General features: G+C 42.1%; 18 protein-coding genes and 1 riboswitch. Of the genes, 12 read left to right on the forward strand and 6 right to left on the reverse strand.

The features are described from left to right. Positions 1 to 30: 30 nt before the first annotated feature. Complete coding sequence (locus MUCPA_RS13210) at positions 31 to 1,368, reverse strand: voltage-gated chloride channel family protein (RefSeq protein WP_008506981.1); 1,338 nt, start codon at positions 1,366 to 1,368, stop codon at positions 31 to 33. 26 nt (positions 1,369 to 1,394) lie between these two features. Then, positions 1,395 to 1,459: riboswitch (Fluoride riboswitch) on the reverse strand. Positions 1,460 to 1,478: 19 nt separating this feature from the next. Continuing rightward, entirely contained in the window at positions 1,479 to 1,976 is a 498-nt protein-coding gene (locus MUCPA_RS13215) for an NDR1/HIN1-like protein (protein ID WP_008506982.1), read from the reverse strand. Between the two features lie 84 nt (positions 1,977 to 2,060). Here MUCPA_RS13215 and MUCPA_RS13220 point away from each other — a divergent pair, with 84 nt between their 5' ends. From MUCPA_RS13220 to MUCPA_RS13245, 6 genes are all read left to right on the forward strand, one after another. After that, positions 2,061 to 3,014 (forward strand): tryptophan 2,3-dioxygenase family protein, encoded by a 954-nt coding sequence (locus MUCPA_RS13220; RefSeq protein ID WP_008506983.1) that lies wholly within the window; start codon positions 2,061 to 2,063, stop codon positions 3,012 to 3,014. Positions 3,015 to 3,019: 5 nt separating this feature from the next. Next, a complete protein-coding gene (locus tag MUCPA_RS13225; RefSeq protein WP_008506984.1) occupies positions 3,020 to 3,556 on the forward strand; it encodes a hypothetical protein in 537 nt (178 codons plus the stop codon). Positions 3,557 to 3,725: 169 nt separating this feature from the next. Continuing rightward, positions 3,726 to 4,790: a branched-chain amino acid aminotransferase gene (locus tag MUCPA_RS13230; RefSeq protein WP_008506985.1), complete on the forward strand. Its 1,065-nt coding sequence runs from the start codon at positions 3,726 to 3,728 to the stop codon at positions 4,788 to 4,790. A 210-nt stretch (positions 4,791 to 5,000) separates the two neighbouring features. After that, on the forward strand, positions 5,001 to 5,204 hold the full coding sequence (locus tag MUCPA_RS13235) for a helix-turn-helix transcriptional regulator (protein WP_008506986.1): 204 nt from the start codon (positions 5,001 to 5,003) through the stop codon (positions 5,202 to 5,204). Beyond that, on the forward strand, positions 5,197 to 5,520 hold the full coding sequence (locus MUCPA_RS13240; protein WP_040625915.1) for a HipA N-terminal domain-containing protein: 324 nt from the start codon (positions 5,197 to 5,199) through the stop codon (positions 5,518 to 5,520). Before MUCPA_RS13235 ends, MUCPA_RS13240 begins: the two co-directional genes overlap by 8 nt. 117 nt (positions 5,521 to 5,637) lie before the next feature. Next, positions 5,638 to 6,450: a HipA domain-containing protein gene (locus tag MUCPA_RS13245; RefSeq protein WP_233276870.1), complete on the forward strand. Its 813-nt coding sequence runs from the start codon at positions 5,638 to 5,640 to the stop codon at positions 6,448 to 6,450. Between the two features lie 192 nt (positions 6,451 to 6,642). On the opposite strand, the gene MUCPA_RS13250 is transcribed toward MUCPA_RS13245, so the two are convergent. Together MUCPA_RS13250 and pdhA are read right to left on the reverse strand one after the other, a co-directional pair. Continuing rightward, on the reverse strand, positions 6,643 to 8,283 hold the full coding sequence (locus MUCPA_RS13250) for a pyruvate dehydrogenase complex dihydrolipoamide acetyltransferase (RefSeq protein ID WP_008506989.1): 1,641 nt from the start codon (positions 8,281 to 8,283) through the stop codon (positions 6,643 to 6,645). A 47-nt stretch (positions 8,284 to 8,330) separates the two neighbouring features. Further along, on the reverse strand, positions 8,331 to 9,326 hold the full coding sequence (pdhA, locus tag MUCPA_RS13255) for a pyruvate dehydrogenase (acetyl-transferring) E1 component subunit alpha (protein ID WP_008506990.1): 996 nt from the start codon (positions 9,324 to 9,326) through the stop codon (positions 8,331 to 8,333). Positions 9,327 to 9,567: 241 nt separating this feature from the next. Between pdhA and MUCPA_RS13260 the strand changes: the two genes are divergently transcribed. The 3 genes from MUCPA_RS13260 (at position 9,568) to MUCPA_RS13270 (ending at position 12,183) form a co-directional block, all read left to right on the forward strand. Further along, positions 9,568 to 10,158, forward strand: a complete 591-nt coding sequence (locus tag MUCPA_RS13260; RefSeq protein ID WP_008506991.1) for a C40 family peptidase — start codon at positions 9,568 to 9,570, stop codon at positions 10,156 to 10,158. 56 nt (positions 10,159 to 10,214) lie between these two features. After that, positions 10,215 to 11,321, forward strand: a complete 1,107-nt coding sequence (locus MUCPA_RS13265; protein WP_008506993.1) for a CapA family protein — start codon at positions 10,215 to 10,217, stop codon at positions 11,319 to 11,321. A gap of 694 nt (positions 11,322 to 12,015) precedes the next feature. Continuing rightward, positions 12,016 to 12,183: a hypothetical protein gene (locus MUCPA_RS13270; protein WP_008506994.1), complete on the forward strand. Its 168-nt coding sequence runs from the start codon at positions 12,016 to 12,018 to the stop codon at positions 12,181 to 12,183. A gap of 277 nt (positions 12,184 to 12,460) precedes the next feature. Here the strand turns inward: MUCPA_RS13270 and MUCPA_RS13275 are convergent, their stop codons facing one another. Then, positions 12,461 to 12,646: a hypothetical protein gene (locus MUCPA_RS13275; RefSeq protein ID WP_008506995.1), complete on the reverse strand. Its 186-nt coding sequence runs from the start codon at positions 12,644 to 12,646 to the stop codon at positions 12,461 to 12,463. Between the two features lie 86 nt (positions 12,647 to 12,732). Here MUCPA_RS13275 and MUCPA_RS13280 point away from each other — a divergent pair, with 86 nt between their 5' ends. Together MUCPA_RS13280 and MUCPA_RS13285 are read left to right on the forward strand one after the other, a co-directional pair. Then, on the forward strand, positions 12,733 to 13,674 hold the full coding sequence (locus MUCPA_RS13280; protein WP_008506996.1) for an SPFH domain-containing protein: 942 nt from the start codon (positions 12,733 to 12,735) through the stop codon (positions 13,672 to 13,674). Positions 13,675 to 13,834: 160 nt separating this feature from the next. Next, positions 13,835 to 14,410, forward strand: coding sequence for a DUF922 domain-containing protein (locus MUCPA_RS13285; RefSeq protein ID WP_008506997.1), 576 nt, complete (start codon positions 13,835 to 13,837; stop codon positions 14,408 to 14,410). A gap of 101 nt (positions 14,411 to 14,511) precedes the next feature. On the opposite strand, the gene MUCPA_RS13290 is transcribed toward MUCPA_RS13285, so the two are convergent. After that, complete coding sequence (locus tag MUCPA_RS13290) at positions 14,512 to 15,093, reverse strand: 5-formyltetrahydrofolate cyclo-ligase (RefSeq protein WP_008506998.1); 582 nt, start codon at positions 15,091 to 15,093, stop codon at positions 14,512 to 14,514. Positions 15,094 to 15,495: 402 nt separating this feature from the next. Between MUCPA_RS13290 and MUCPA_RS37015 the strand changes: the two genes are divergently transcribed. Next, positions 15,496 to 16,302 carry a M20/M25/M40 family metallo-hydrolase gene (locus tag MUCPA_RS37015; RefSeq protein WP_050982105.1) on the forward strand — a complete coding sequence of 269 codons (807 nt, stop codon included), beginning with the start codon at positions 15,496 to 15,498 and terminating at the stop codon, positions 16,300 to 16,302. The last annotated feature ends 4 nt before the right edge of the window (positions 16,303 to 16,306 follow it).

The raw sequence follows: 16,306 nt of genomic DNA on the forward strand, positions 1-16,306 counted from the left end.
GTTTGATGGTGAAGTTATAAATATAGTTTGTTATCCTGCATCGGTATTGCTCATTATTTTTTCTTCGGGCTGCACCATTGTTAAACTCTGAGACTTGGAAACGCCTGTGCGTTGCGAACTGTAAATGCCAGCTTTACCACTAAAAATATAGGCAGTAAAACAGGCAACAGCAAAAAAGAGCGAATATTCTGCCCCAAATAACTCAATGCCCATAAGCGTACAGGCTAAAGGTGTGTTGGTGGCTCCGGCAAATACGGCTATAAATCCTAAAGCCGCAAATAAACTTACCGGCGCGTTTAATATACCGGCCAGTGTATTGCCCAATGTGGCGCCAATGTAAAACAAGGGTGTAACCTCGCCACCTTTAAAACCGGTGCCTAATGTAATGGCGGTGTAGATCAATTTCCAGAACCAGCTGAAAAAATAGGCGCCGTTGTGGGTAAAGGCCGATACGATGGTTACCGCGCCAGGATATTCAGGCTCAACACCCAAACTCAAATAGTCGGGCTTGCCGATAATCCATGTTAAAGCGATTATAACGATACCACCGCATACAGGAATCATCCAGCCTTGCTTAAACCATTGGGTACAGATTTTTTTTACGCTATGGGTGGCCTGGGCAAAAGCCATACTGGCCAGGCCAAAAGCAGCCGAGGCCACAATAATTTTCACCAAAAGCAACAGCATCATCAAAGTATTACCGGCATTACCATGTAAGCCCGCAGATACATCATCAATATGGTAAGCTGTGTGCTTGATACCCCAGGCTGATACGGTAACATCGCCCACCAAGCCTGCAATTAAACAAGGCAGCAGGGCATCGTACTTAATTTGCCCAATGGTTAATACTTCCATGGCGAAGATGGTGCCGGTTAGCGGCGTGCCAAATACCGCCCCAAAACCGGCTGCAATACCGGCAGTTAACAGGGTACGCATTTGTGTGGAGTCCAGTTTAAACCAGGTGCCAAACAAATGGGCCATGCTGCCGCCCATTTGTACTGCCGTGCCTTCGCGCCCGGCAGAGCCACCAAATAAATGCGTTATAACCGTAGTAACCAAAATAAGCGGCCCCATCCTTTTGGGTACCCCCGCCCCCGGCTCATGAATCTCGTCTATAATCAGATTATTACCTTTTTCTGCCGAACTGCCATACAAGCGATAGGCAAAATGAATGGCAACACCGGCAACCGGCAACAGGTACAATAACCATGGATGCCCAAACCGATAATGGATAGCTGCGCTTAGCAGCCACAAAAACAAAGCTACGGCGCTGCCTATAGCAGCAGCAACGGGTACAATAATCACCGTCCACCGGAGCAGGTACTTTAAAATAGAAAAATGATCTGAAAAAATTTTTGGTTTAGCCATAACGCATCCCTGTAAATAAATAAATTTATTTGGCAGGCGTCATCAGCTTTGCAGCGGTTCAATTAGGTGGAACACCATCACCTTTGTTTAAGCAAATATCAATAAAATATTTAAAACATTTTCATCTTATCCATTACCGGTTTAAGGTAATCCTGAATATTGGCCTGATGTACTTTTACATTTTTGGTGAATACAAATGATTTAATCTTTAGCGTGCCATCCAGGTTAAGGTTTTTGTTACCGCCGTTCATTAAACTCATAATCGACATCAGTGCCCCGGCATTGGCCAGTTTAATAGATGCACCCACTTTATAATCACCTTTTGTTTTAGCGGCAATAGTAACAGGATAGGCCTGTAAAATGTGCGCTATTACTTTATTGTCTAAAGATAAATCCATAGCGGCTTCGTCAACTTTAAGCTCGTAACCATTAGGGTTTTCTACAGGAATAGTAGCTTCAACATCAACCCCAGTTAAGCTCACGTTTTTAACCGATACATCGGTAATCATCCCGTATTTTAAATCCTTGGGTTTACCGCAACTGCACAAAACAAATAGCGACGATAATAACAGAGCGCCTTTTATAAAATTAATGCGTGAATTTATCATAGTAAATAGTAAACGTTCAATTGTGTGTTATGATTGCAAAGAAACTAATTTATACCTATACTTTTCTTTTTTACCTTTGGGCATATGCATATTACCCCCGAAATTGAAGATAAAATACAACGCCTGCAGGAAAAGTATGAAGCCATGGGCCAGGATATGGCTTCGTACCTGGACGGTTTGCTCTATGCCGATTTTTTAACCTATTGGGATTATATCCACCTGGATACTCTATTATCGCTGCAAAGCCCCAAAACACCAATACCCGATGAGGAGATCTTCATCATGTACCACCAGATTACCGAGCTTTATTTTAAGCTGGCTATACATGAGTGCAAGCAGATTGTTGACCATCTGGAATTAACGCCCCAATTTTTTGTTGCCCGGCTTAAACGGATCAACAGCTATTTTGAGGCCCTTACACATTCGTTCGGCATCATGGTTGATGGGATGGAGAAGGAACAGTTTTTAAAGTTTCGCATGTCCTTACTGCCTGCAAGTGGTTTCCAATCGGGCCAGTACCGCATGATTGAAATTTACGCGACCGATTTTATCAACCTTGTTGCGAAGGATAAGCGTGACGAATTGCAAAACGCCACCATCGAAGAGCAGTTTGAATATATCTACTGGAAATTTGGTGCTACCGAACTGTCTACCGGAAAAAAGACATTGACCCTGCGCCAGTTTGAAAAAAAGTATGCTGTCACCTTTATAGCCCTGGGCCAATCATGCGTTGGGCATAATTTCAATAGTATTTTGCACCGCTTTAAGCGCGAAGGCATCGACACCGGCAGCCTTGAAAAGGAACTGCGCCGCTTTGATGTGCTGGTGAACGTTAACTGGCCCTTGGCTCACTATAAATCTGCCGTACGTTACCTTAATCGCGAGCCCGAAGAAATCAAAGCTACCGGCGGAACCAACTGGCAAAAGTACCTGCCTCCGCGTTTTCAGAAACGGATATTTTATCCAGCTATTTGGACGGCATCGGAAATTGAGGAGTGGGGCAAAAGCTGGGTTGAAAGCGTGTTGGATGAAATTTAAGTGATATGAGCAATTTAAAAAGCTATCAGTTCTTTTTTGAGAAAGTTGGTTTTTTTAAGAAAGTTGGTTCTGTTAAGCTCAAAAAACGTTACTGGATTTTATTGGCTGGCATTATCTTTTATTTTTTAGCGGCTTTAATCAGAGTACCAACATCGTCTGTAACTGCAGGGTTCTTCGCGGGTGAATGCATCGGCAGGTGTAACGCAACTGATGTGATAACTGATCATGCCATCCGTGTCGATGAAATTTCGAATGTGGACACCATTCCAAGTATCCACAAAACGATACGGGGCGATTTTAGCGAACTTAAATTTAATGTCCCCCTGTTGCTGCTTTTTCATTTTACAGGCAGCTTTGGTCAGCCTGATTCTCACGACCAAGGGGGCTATATATTGGGCTTTAAATTGCTGGGAATACCGTTTTCGTATGATATCGACAAAGGTAGCGAACCCTGGTATTTTACGGATATGACTGATTTGGTACGGGATAGGTTACGTAAAATTAATAATGAGATTTTATATCATTATCAAGTAAAGCCTTGAAATAATTAAACTATACCTTTGAGGTATTCATTAAAAACACGCGTCAACCAGCTTTAACGCAGTATAATACACTCGTTTAATAGCGTTGCAGTGAAAGAGTTAAGCGTAATTATCAATTCAAAGCAAAATTCCGTAAATTGCGCTTTTCTATTCCAAATAAGAAAAGGCCATGACAGAAACACTTGACATCAGCATCACTAAAACCTTGAATTCCCGTTTGGAGCAAACGGATTTTAGCAACCTACCCTTCGGACGTACTTTTGCCAACCACATGTTTGTGGCCGATTATGCCGATGGTGAATGGAAGAATTTTCAAATCGTCCCTTACGGGGATATTGTGATGAGTCCTGCTATTTCTGCCATTCATTATGGCCAGTCGTTTTTCGAAGGATTAAAAGCATACAAGCACGGCGATGGCAAAGTGTCTGTTTTTCGCCCTTACATGAATGCTGCGCGGTTCAACAAATCTGCCGAGCGTTTATGTATGCCAGACTTGCCCGAAGATATTTTTGTACAAAGCATAGCCGCCCTGGTTGATGTCGATAAAGACTGGATTCCGGCACAGGCCAATCACTCCCTGTACATCCGTCCGTTTATGTTTGCTACCGACCCTTACCTGGGTGTACAGCCATCAAAAACATACAAGTTTATGGTGATTACCGGGCCAACCGGCCCCTATTTTTCTAAGCCACTGCGCGTAAAAATCGAAACCGAGTATTCGCGCTCTACCGAAGGTGGTTTTGGTTATGCCAAGGCCGCAGGTAATTATGGCGGGGCGATGTTGCCGTCGCGCAAGGCGGTTGAACAAGGATACGATCAATTAATTTGGACCGATAGCAAAGAGCACCTGTATATGGAAGAATTGGGTGCCGCCAACGTGATGTTTATATTAGACGGCAAATTAGTTACCCCATCAACCCGCGATACGATTTTAAAAGGGATTACCCGCGATACGGTTTTAAACCTGGCCCGTGAGTGGGGTTACGAAATTGAAGAGCGCCGCGTAAGTGTTGCCGAGATTTTAGAAGGTGCCAGAAACGGCAAATTAACCGATGCCTTTGGCGCCGGAACCGCGGCCACTATTGCCCCAATAGGAGAAATTGAGCACGAAGGGCAGCTTTACACCTTGATTGACCCATCGCAAAGGGTATTCTCAAATAAGGTATTAAAAACACTGGACGAGATTCGTTATGGTGTAACTCCCGATCCTTACGGATGGAATTATATGGTGTAAGCTAAGCTTATCATTTATAAAAACAGGGATGGGGTAAACTTCATGCCTGTTTTTTTTTGGTAGTTTTTGGGGTTGACTTTCATCGTTTTAGGCTGATATTGCTTTATTTATACCCTATCGGGTGTAAATAAAGCGCTGGCATTTAATTAATCCCGATAGGGTATAAAAATTAAAAAATTACTATATTTATACCTTAAAGGGTATAAAATAATGTTAGCTCAATTTTTAAAATCTAAAAGAAAAGCATTTAAGCTGACGCAACAGGAACTGGCAGATAAGGCCGGAGTTGGCTTGCGGGTAGTACGGGAGATGGAACAGGGGAAAGCTACCCTGAGGATGGATAAGGTTAACCAGGTGCTGGCCCTTTTTGGTTCGGAATTGGGCGTAGTAATCAAACATAACGAATATGAGTAAACGGGGAATGGTATATTATCAGGATAAACTCGCAGGCATGATAGCGGAAACAGATGAAGGGTATGAATTTAGCTATGATGCTGATTATTTGAATGTAGAAACAGCTAAGCCGATAAGTTTAACGATGCCCTTATTAAAAGAAAAGTATACCAGCAAAGTACTGTTTGCTTTTTTTGACGGATTGATTCCGGAGGGATGGTTGCTGAATTTAGCTACTGAACACTGGAAAGTAAAAAGGAATGATCGTTTTGAATTATTATTACTAACATGCAGGGATACTATTGGCGCGGTAACCATCATCCCCGAAAACGAGTAATTTATGGCTAATTGTTGGTTTTGTTATCAGGAGGCAGGTGAAGCAAATTATCACCAAAAGTGTTCGAAGAAGTTCTTTGGAACAACTGTCCCCCCCATATTGCAGTTGGATAAACAGTTGTTAAAGGAATTGGCAGAGCAAACCATAAACACGCGAATAGCCGTAACGGGTGTACAGCCTAAGCTTTCGGTTACGTTACAAAAAAGCGGAGGCCAGGCCAGGCTTACCCTTGTTGGGCTATGGGGAGAATATATTCTGAAGCCTCAGCAAGAACAATACCCTTTGATGCCCGAAACAGAAGATTTAACCATGCACCTGGCCTCATTGTTTAAAATAGAGGTATGTGAGCATACTCTGCTGAGAGCCACTGATGGAAGCCTGGTTTATCTGGCCAAAAGGTTTGACCGTGTTAAAGGAAAAAAAATCCATGTAGAGGATTTTTGCCAGCTATCGGAACTATTAACCGAGAATAAATACAAAGGATCCTATGAAAGAGCCGGAAAACTGATCCTGAAATACTGCGTTAACAAAGGGCTGGATGCGCTTAGCTATTTTGAATTGGTTTTATTCTCCTATCTTACTGGAAATAACGACATGCACCTTAAAAACTTTTCGCTGATGCATCAGGAAACAGGTATTCGTTTAAGCCCGGCTTATGATCTGCTAAACGTTAACTTATTGAATCCGGCAGACGATGAAGAACTGGCATTAACCCTAAACGGTCGAAAGAGGAAGATCAGCCGTAAAGATTTCGAGATTTTAGGAAACAGCCTCCAAATTCCGGAGAAAGCGTGGCGCAATAGCATGAGGAAGTTTGCATCCATGAATAATGAGGTTAACAGTATGATAGACGCCTCGTTTTTGGGAATGGAAGAGAAGGAACGATACAAGAATATTTGGTTAGATAAGCAAGCGATGCTGCAATTGTAAATCAAAAATCGTTTTTATCATAATAAATAGGCGAAGCTTTGTGGATAGGTGTAGATCAGGTTCCGGCTTTACTTCGACGAGGCAAAGGCCTCTTTGATCTCTCATCGGCAAAGATTTTCGGCCACCATCATTTATAACAAAAAAAGCCGGGCTCATTAACTGAACCCGGCTTATATGTTATTTTGCTTAACCTTAGAATAACAACCTTACAGGCTCTTCTAACAAAGCTTTTAATGTTTGTAAAAACGCGGCACCTGTTGCGCCATCAACCGTACGGTGGTCGCAGCTCAAGGTAACCTTCATAACGTTGCCTGGTACTACAGCTCCGTTTTTAACAACCGGTACTGCTTGTATTCCGCTTACGGCAAGTATACATGAGTTAGGCGTGTTAATAATAGCTGTAAATTCGTCAACGCCAAACATACCTAAGTTAGATATGGTGAAAGTTGAGCCTTCCATTTCGTTAGGCTGTAATTTTTTAGCTTTTGCTTTGCCGGCAAAATCCTTTACCTCGGCAGAAATATGGCTCAATGATTTACCATCGGCAAATTTAATTACCGGAACCAGTAAACCTTCGTCAACAGCAACAGCTACACCAATGTTAACATGCTCGTTATAACGGATCTTATCGCCTAACCAGGATGAGTTAATGTTGGGATGTTGTTTTAATGCAATAGCAGTAGCTTTCAATACCAGGTCGTTAAACGATACCTTGCTTGGCGCATAGGCATTGATCTTGTTGCGGGCCTCAATTGCCTGATCCATATCGATTGACATGGTTACATAGAAATGCGGTGCGGTAAACAAGCTTTCGGATAAGCGCCTGCCAATAGCTTTGCGCATTTGCGTAACCGGTTTTTCCGTATATTTTTCAGTACCAACAAACTCAGGTATTTTAACAGCGGGTTTTTCAGCAGCGGCAGGAGCTGTTGCAGCAGGTGCTGAAGCCGGAGCGTTTGCCGCGGCGGGCTTGGCAGACGGTGTGTAAGCTTCTACATCTTTCTTCACAATGCGGCCACCTTCGGCGCTGCCTTTAATTTCGGTTAAGCTAATGCCTTTATCCTTGGCTATTTTACGTGCCAATGGAGAGGCTTTAACGCGGCTATCATCGGTACTTTCGGCAGCGGCTTCCGCCGGTGCAGTAGTAGCGCTTTCTGCGGCAGGAGCCTCGCCAGATGCTTCAGGAGCAGGAGCGCCATTTCCGCCAGCCAGCAAAGGTGTAATATCAGTACCCTCTTTACCCACTATGGCAATAATCTCGTTTACTTTGGCGGCTTCGCCTTCTTTTACACCTATATATAATAGTGTGCCGGCCTCATAGCCAACCACGTCCATTGTTGCCTTATCGGTTTCAACGTCAGCTAACGAGTCGTCGCTCTTTACTTTATCTCCAACCTTAAAGTTCCATTTCTGGATCACTCCTTCGGTCATGGTATCGCTCATCAAAGGCATACGGATAACCGTAGCCGGTATTTTTGATAAATCAACAGCAGGAGCTGCCGGTTTTGCTTCCACCGCTGGGGCCGCTGGTTTTTCTTCTGCTTTTGGCGCGCTGGTGCCACCCTCTGCGGCTAAAGCGGCTTTATAATCTTCGCCCTCTTTGCCCATTACTGCAATTACGGTGTCAACCGGCACGGCTTTGCCCTCTTCAACACCGATGTACAATAAAGTACCATCCTGAAAAGATTCAAAATCCATGGTGGCTTTATCTGTTTCTATCTCAGCCAAAACATCACCCGATTTAATCTTGTCGCCAACCTTTTTATGCCATTTAGCCAATACCCCTTCGGTCATGGTATCGCTCATTTTTGGCATTTTAACTACTTCAGCCATATATTTATTTGATGAATAGTTTTATATTCTTTTAGAATGAATAAGTGTTAATTTTTGATGTAAGGATAATCCTTTTGTACGTATACGTCGGTATACAGCTCAGAAGCCTCAGGCCATGGCGATTCCTCAGAAAATTTAACAGATTCGTCTACGATAGCTTTGATTTTTTCATCCATTTCTTCAAACCATTTGTCATCAGCATATTTTTCTGCTACAATAGTTTGTTTAACCGTTTCGATAGGGTCTTTAGCTTTATAGCTTTCAACCTCGTCTTTGGTACGGTATTTTTGTGGATCAGACATGGAGTGTCCTTTATAACGATAGGTACGCATCTCAAGGAAGGTTGGTCCATCGCCTTTACGCGCACGCTGAATGGCTTCGTCCATCGCGTTGTGTACAGCAACCGGGTCCATCCCGTCAACTGCCGACGAAGGGATATCGTATGGTAAGCCTAACTTATAAATATCGTGTTGTATAGTGGTACGGGCTAACGAGGTACCCATAGCATAACCATTGTTTTCGCAAACAAAAATTACAGGCAGTTTCCATAACGAAGCCATGTTAAATGTTTCGGTTAACGCTCCCTGACGTACGGCGCCATCGCCCATATAGCAGATGTTCACATTATCGCGCCCACTGTATTTGTTAGCGAAAGCAATACCTGCACCCATCGGGATCTGGCCGCCTACTATACCGTGTCCGCCATAAAAATGGTTTTCCTTGTCAAACATGTGCATCGAGCCGCCTTTGCCTTTAGAGCAACCGGTAGCTTTACCGTAAAGTTCGGCCATTACAGCATTGGGATGTGTACCCTTTGCAAGCGCATGAGCATGATCGCGATAAGCGGTTATCATGCTGTCATCATGCCTTATTACAGACATGGCACCTGCCAATACAGCTTCTTGCCCAATATACAGGTGGCAAAAGCCCCTGATTTTTTGTTGCCCGTATAATTGACCTGCTTTCTCTTCGAATTTTCGCATTAAAAGCATTGATTCATACCAATGCAAATAAGTGTCTTTGGTGATAGCGACTGAACTCATGTGTTAAAAAAGATCCTTTTAAAATTTTAAGATGCGCAAATCTAATTATATCCATGTAAAAAGCGAAACCGGAGTGATTTTGTTTAACTTTTATTAGATTTTTTTTGGAAAAGAAATTTTTAAGGCTATCTTCGAAACCTGATACGACGAAAATTACCAAACGATGACGCGTTTGATAATTTTTAGATTATCAATTTAATACACAATTTGTTGCATTTTTCCCTAACAACAAAAAGATTAAATGAAGAAAATATCTATTGTACTTGCATTACTTGTCAGCGTTTCATTTGCTACCGTACAAGCACAAACAAAAGCCGTACCAAACTCCTCTCAGGAGACAGATAAAGGTACTGATGATCAGGATAAAAGCTTAGTTAAAGATTACCTTTCCCAAATTATGGGCGTAGCTTTATCTACAACCTCAAATGTTAAGCTTTTTCAATTTGTTTACGACTGGATCGGCACTCCCTACCGCTTTGGCGGAACGTCCAGAAAAGGCATCGACTGTTCAGCTTTTACGAAAGAATTGTATAGTAAAGTATTCAACCTCACCATCGAACGTAACTCAAGGGATATTTTCAGCATGGTTAACCCGGTTCAAAAAGATGAGCTTAAAGAGGGCGACCTGGTGTTCTTTAAAATTCACAGCTCAAGCATTTCCCACGTTGGTATTTATTTAGGTAACAATAAGTTTGCGCATGCCTCATCAAAAGGTGTAGCGATATCTAATTTAGATGATGACTATTATAGCCGTTACTTTTACAAGGGTGGCCGTTTGATGGAGTCGTTTAAACAGGAACTTGAAAAAGAATCTCCGGATGACAAAAAATAAAAATTAAAAACCTAAATGAGGATCCTTCCGTAAATCGGGAGGATTTTTTTTTGCCTATGAAAAGCCTTTCACTATTCTCCTTGCTTACCTGCATCCTGTTTTTCTGTGCATGCCAGGAACAACCCGCAAAAGTTGTTCATGTCAGTAAAAAGCGAATTGTACATCAACGCCATACTATAGTTACCCCTCCCGATTCTACCATTAGTATAGCGGCCGTTGGCGATATGATGTTAGGTTCATCCTATCCCAATGTAAACAATTTACCACCCGACAGTGCCAAAAATAGTTTTAAAGCAGCCCGCCAGTACTTACGCGAGGCGGATATTGCTTTTGGCAATTTGGAAGGGACGCTGCTGGATAGTGGTGTGCCCGAAGGCAAAAAGAAGTTTAAACCGTATTTGTTCCGTATGCCGGTAACTTACGGCAAGGTTTTTAAGGATGCCGGGTTTGATCTGCTCAGCATTGCTAACAACCATATTGACGATTTTGGTGCTTTAGGGCGTAAAAGCACGGGTATTGTATTGGATAGCTGCGGTATACAGTACGCCGGTCTGCAGGTAAAGCCCGTAACCATATTTACGGTAAAGGGCGTTAAATTTGGTTTCTGCGCATTTGCTCCCAACAGTTATGTAGTATCCTTACACGATTATAAAAATGCCTGCCGAATTATCGGCAATTTAAAGCAACAGGTTGATATTGTTATCGTATCGTTTCATGGCGGCGGGGAAGGTGTGGGGTTTGAGCATGTGCTTTGCCAGAAGGAAAGTTTTATGGGCGAAAACCGGGGCGATGTACATGAGTTTGCACACAATGCCATTGATGCCGGGGCCGACGTGGTGTTTGGTAATGGGCCGCATGTTAGCAGGGCTATGGAGTTATACAATAATCATTTAATAGCCTACAGCCTGGGTAATTTTTGTACTTATAAAAGTGTAAGTGTATCCGGCGTGTGCGGTATGGCTCCCTTGCTACAGGTAAGGCTTGATAAAAAAGGCAAATTTTTAAACGGCAAAATCATCGCCTTTAAGCAGGACCATTGGAAAGGCCTGCAGCGCGATACACTGAACCGGGTGGTGAGCCGGATAAAGTACCTTACAGAGACCGATTTTCCGCAATCGGGTTTAACGATTAATGATGATGGGGTGATAGGGGTTGCTCAGTAGGATTGATTAGATTTTAATAAACCACTACTGCTGTTAAAATAATGTTTCTTTATGCTATTTGAATGGTTTGTCAAATAAGCCTTTTAAAATTCAAAGACTTTTTTTATATTGATATATGAAAAACAACAAAAGCAACCATATTAACAATAAGAAAACAAGCATCAAATAAACTTGAGACATCTGTCGATGCCCAAAAACGGGAAGAAGTCGGCAAAATTTGAGGTTAAAAACTGTAAAAAAGCCTCTGAGATAAGCTCGTGAGCATTTACGAACGCTATTTCTAAAAAATCTTTAGTCGACAGCTGCTAAAGTAAAGTTTTTTAATGTATCCAATTTAATTGTTTGCTAAATAAAGCATATTCAAATTAGGAGAATTTTGAACTGGACATAACTAAAGGTATATCCAGTTTCCCAAGCCCCCTACGCGTGCCGCGCGTTCCCAACCATGCTTATTCGTCGTCAAAAGGTTTGTATAAATGATGTTTATAACGGGAGTAGGCTATATATTACAGTTGCTGTTCGTCCTTCCAGTAGGGTAACCGCCAGTCGATTTAAATTTATCAGTTTTGGTTGTAAGGTCATTCTAAAATAATCGTTAAATTTATGTCCTAATCGAATCGTAACGGTGTACTCAGAGGCAAAAAAATTACATCTTATACAGGAAATGCTCAAAGTAAAAAGTGAGAAAATATGGATGCAAGTAGAAAAAATCATCGAAAACACATCCTCTGCGAACGAGGCCGCGGATGATAAGCAAATAGCCCCTACTGATTTTTCATTTCTTAAAAGCAGGGAAGTGCTATATAATCTTAACGGTTCTTTAAGTGAAACCTTAGTTGAGGAACGAAGAAGCGCTCGATGACTTTAAGATAATATTGATGCACTGTTCTTATCCTGTCATCAAAACTATTGCCTTAAATGAATGAGAAATATATTGCGGGGATACCGACATACAGTGCACATTCGGCTAAAGGCAAACAAATCTAAAAAAAGACAAGCCATCTTCTCATAAATGCTATTTGTTCGCTATTAAAGCTTTGACAACTTTACCAAAGTTGTCAAAGCTAATCCGTTTTGAATTACCGATATATTTATTGTGTAACCTTGTTTTTGCACGTTAGACAGGCAACCTTCAATAACTAAACCTCATCCTTAGTAGTACGTACCAGGCTGATACCCGAAAAAAAGAAGAGCAGAGCAATGATGGCAACTACTACGATGCTGGTTGCCTGTCCGGAATGGTTAATGATCGTTATGCCCGAGTAAATAAGGCCTATAATTCCTAATATGGTTAATATGGCTCCAAAAGTACGTTTCATGTTCATGGTTATATTCGTTAATATTTATTACTTATCAAAAAACCAACCATTTATAAAAAGCTTCCTATATTCGTTAAACAATTAATCAAACCATGATACCATCACTTATTATTGGATTTATAATTTTAGTGCTGCTTTTTTCGTCTTTTGTATCCGTACAACAGGGTACTATAGCGGTTGTAACCGTGTTTGGCAAGTATAGCCGCATTTTGTCTCCCGGTTTAAATTTTAAACTGCCGCTTATCGAGATGATTTCCTCGCGTATCTCCATCCAGAATCGTTCCGTAGAGCTGGAGTTCCAGGCCGTTACTGTTGATCAGGCCAATGTGTATTTTAAGGCTATGCTGCTGTATTCGGTATTAAACCAGGACGAAGAAACTATCAAAAACGTAGCTTTTAAATTTGTTGACGAACGTAACCTGATGCAGGCGCTGGTGCGCACGGTTGAAGGCTCCATACGTGCGTTTGTTGCTACAAAAAGGCAGGCAGATGTACTAATTTTAAGGCGCGACATTGTTGACCATGTAAAAGAGCAACTGGACCAGATACTGGAAAGCTGGGGTTATCATTTACAGGATCTGCAACTGAATGATATTACTTTTGATGATGTGATCATGAAATCGATGAGCCAGGTGGTAGCATCGAACAACCTAAAGGCCGCTGCCGAGAATGAAGGCCAGGCCCTGTTGATTACCAAAACCAAAGCTGCCGAAGCCGAAGGTAATGCCATCAAAATATCTGCGGAGGCAGAGCGGCAGGCAGCCCAATTACGCGGGCAGGGTATAGCCTTATTTAGGGAAGAGGTGGCCAAAGGGATGACGGTAGCCGCCAAAGAAATGAAAGAGGCTGATATGGATACCTCGGTAATTTTATTTACCATGTGGACCGAAGCCATTAAACACTTCTCAGAAAACTCCAAAGGCAATGTTATTTTCCTCGACGGCTCGGCCGACTCTATGCAGCATACCATGAAAGAGATGATGAGCCTCAATATTTTGAGCCAAAATCAACCCAAAGGGAAAGACGACAGATAATCTTGGTCGATCTTTTATATAGTAATCCGAGGCCCTTAAGCTTCGGATTTTTTATTTTTGAAGAAAACCGCAATGGCATAGCTCTATTATTCATTAACAAAATTAACTTATAATAAACCAAACAGTAATTAGTATGTCTATTTGTAGTTATCCTGATTAAATGAAAACAAAGTTGAGTGTGCTGGCCATTAGTGTTGGGTTTTTGTTCTTTCTTTCCGATGGATCTGTAGCGCAGCCTTATCACCGTTTGGCTGCCCGAGATTTTGCCGGAAGCCCCACAACGGAAGCCGGTTACGCTGCTTATACCAATTGCTATGTAAGTTATTCGTACCGGGCATCCAGGTACAACGGCAATTATAGTATCGATTTTAGTGTACAGCTGTATCTCAACACCAATAAATCGTGGATCAGGTTTAACGAGGTAAATAACCGCGAAATGTTACTGGGTGTGCTTAGGCACGAGCAAGGGCACTATAATATGGCTTATTTAATGAAGAATGAATTGTATTCGGTTTTTACACATCACCGGTATTCGGCCAATTACCAGGCCGAGGTTGTATTATTGTTTAAACAGGTTGAAACCAAGTACCATCAACTGAATGATGATTACGAAAGCCAAACCCAGCACATGGCCAATGTCAAAAACCAGGAAAAGTGGAATTTGTGGTTCGAGAAACAATTGGATAACGCCCAAGTTGCAGATAATCGGCACAATGGCGACAGGTTGCCATATTAAGGTGATTGAGATGACGAAAGGTAGCCTGGTTATAAGGCATTAACAATAGGCCTGGGAAAGTCAAAATTTGACTCATGGCGCCATACTATATACTCTTTGACTTAAAGGTTACCGGTAAATGCCCATGTTTTTTTCGGCGTGATGCATTGATGTAAGGGAATATCAAAAGAGTTGATGTCGTCAATTGCATCTACAGGGTCAAAAAATGATAGCCCCGTAAAAAGGGTGCCTGGTTTGCATTCGCTCATAAAACGATCATAAAAACCCTTGCCATAACCAACGCGGTATCCAAGTTGATCAAATGCCAATAAAGGCACCAGCAACAGGTCAATTTCAGCGGGATTAATTTCAGTTCCGGCAACAGGCTCCGGGATGCCAAAGCTATTATTGGCTATTTCAAGGGCGTTATCATCTAAAAAGTGCCTCATTCGGTTTGTCGCAAAATCTGCTTTGGGGTATGTTAGCCTGATTAAAGGATGATTTTGCTTAATCCAGTTGATCATTAACCAGGTATCCGGTTCCACTTTTTCCCGCATAGGTAAAAAAAAATGAATGCATTTGATATGGTTGAGGTTTAATTTCCGGAACTGGCTTAACAATTTTTCGTTGAGTTGCTGATAAGCCTCCGGCGGTAATTCCAGTCGTTTTTGAAGATATAGTTTTCGCAGTTCCTGTTTTTTCACACTCGGTAGGTTCTGAAACAAAAATACGGTACAACACCGGATAGATTATTATCGTATCATAAATTTTTTTATTTTTATAAACCAAGCACATCGTCCTATCAAAAAAAAGATGTTCAAAAAAATTCTGTATTGCCTGTTATTAATTGTGTTTATAACGGCTGTGGTGTTATTGGTAAATACTTTCACCCTAAAATCAATACAACCCGGTTATAAGGCACTTGCCCCAATTGTAGTTAATGATAGCGCCGTTGCACATTTCAGGCAGGGCATAAGCTTTAAAACAATATCTTAACCTGGCAGACCGGCCGATAGCATTACGTTTACGCAGCTTCATCAATACCTGCAAACTACGTATCCGCTTTTTTACGGTAAGCTTCAAAAAGAAACCGTTGCCAATACACCTTGATATTTAAGTGGGAAGGTGATGATGCCACCCTAAAGCCGGTAATTATGATGGCGCATCAGGATGTGGTACCGGTTGAAGGCGCGTCTATGAAGATGTGTAAACAAGCCCCATTCGCAGGGGCGGTTCAACAGGATGCCATTTGGGGGCGCGGTGCGGCCGATGATAAATTTTGCCTGTTCAGTATCCTTGAGGCAACAGAACGTTTGTTACAGCAAGGCTACCGGCCAAGTCGAAGCATCTACTTTGTTTTTGGCCACGATGAAGAAACCGGTGGTAAAGGCGTTGCTGCTGCTGCCAAATTATTTCAATCGCGGGGTATTAAAGCCGAATGGGTTTTAGATGAGGGTGGCGAGATCAATACCGAAATTCCGGGGCTTAAAGGGCAACCTGTAGCTATTATCGGCACGGCCGAAAAAGGTTACCTCTCGGTCGATTTAAGTGTGAATATCGACGGTGGCCATTCCTCAATGCCTCAACCCGAAACAGCCATTGATGTGCTTACCGAGGCTATACATAATTTAAGGGCTAACACTTTTAAGCCCGAATTTACTGCACCCGTAGAAGGCTTTTTCCGGTATCTTGGACCAGAAATGCCTTTCGGGAGTAAATTAGCTATTGCAAACCGCTGGTTATTTAAAAATCTATTATTCCGTATTTACCATAAAAGTCCAGGTGGCAACGCCCTCATTCGTACTACTATAGCGCCAACTATTATACAGGCTGGGTTAAAGGATAACGTGATACCCAACTATGCCCATGCTACGGTTAACTTTAGGATATTGCCAGGCACCAGCATTGCCTAAGTTA

The organism is Mucilaginibacter paludis DSM 18603, assembly GCF_000166195.2.
In the GTDB taxonomy this organism is placed as follows: domain Bacteria; phylum Bacteroidota; class Bacteroidia; order Sphingobacteriales; family Sphingobacteriaceae; genus Mucilaginibacter; species Mucilaginibacter paludis.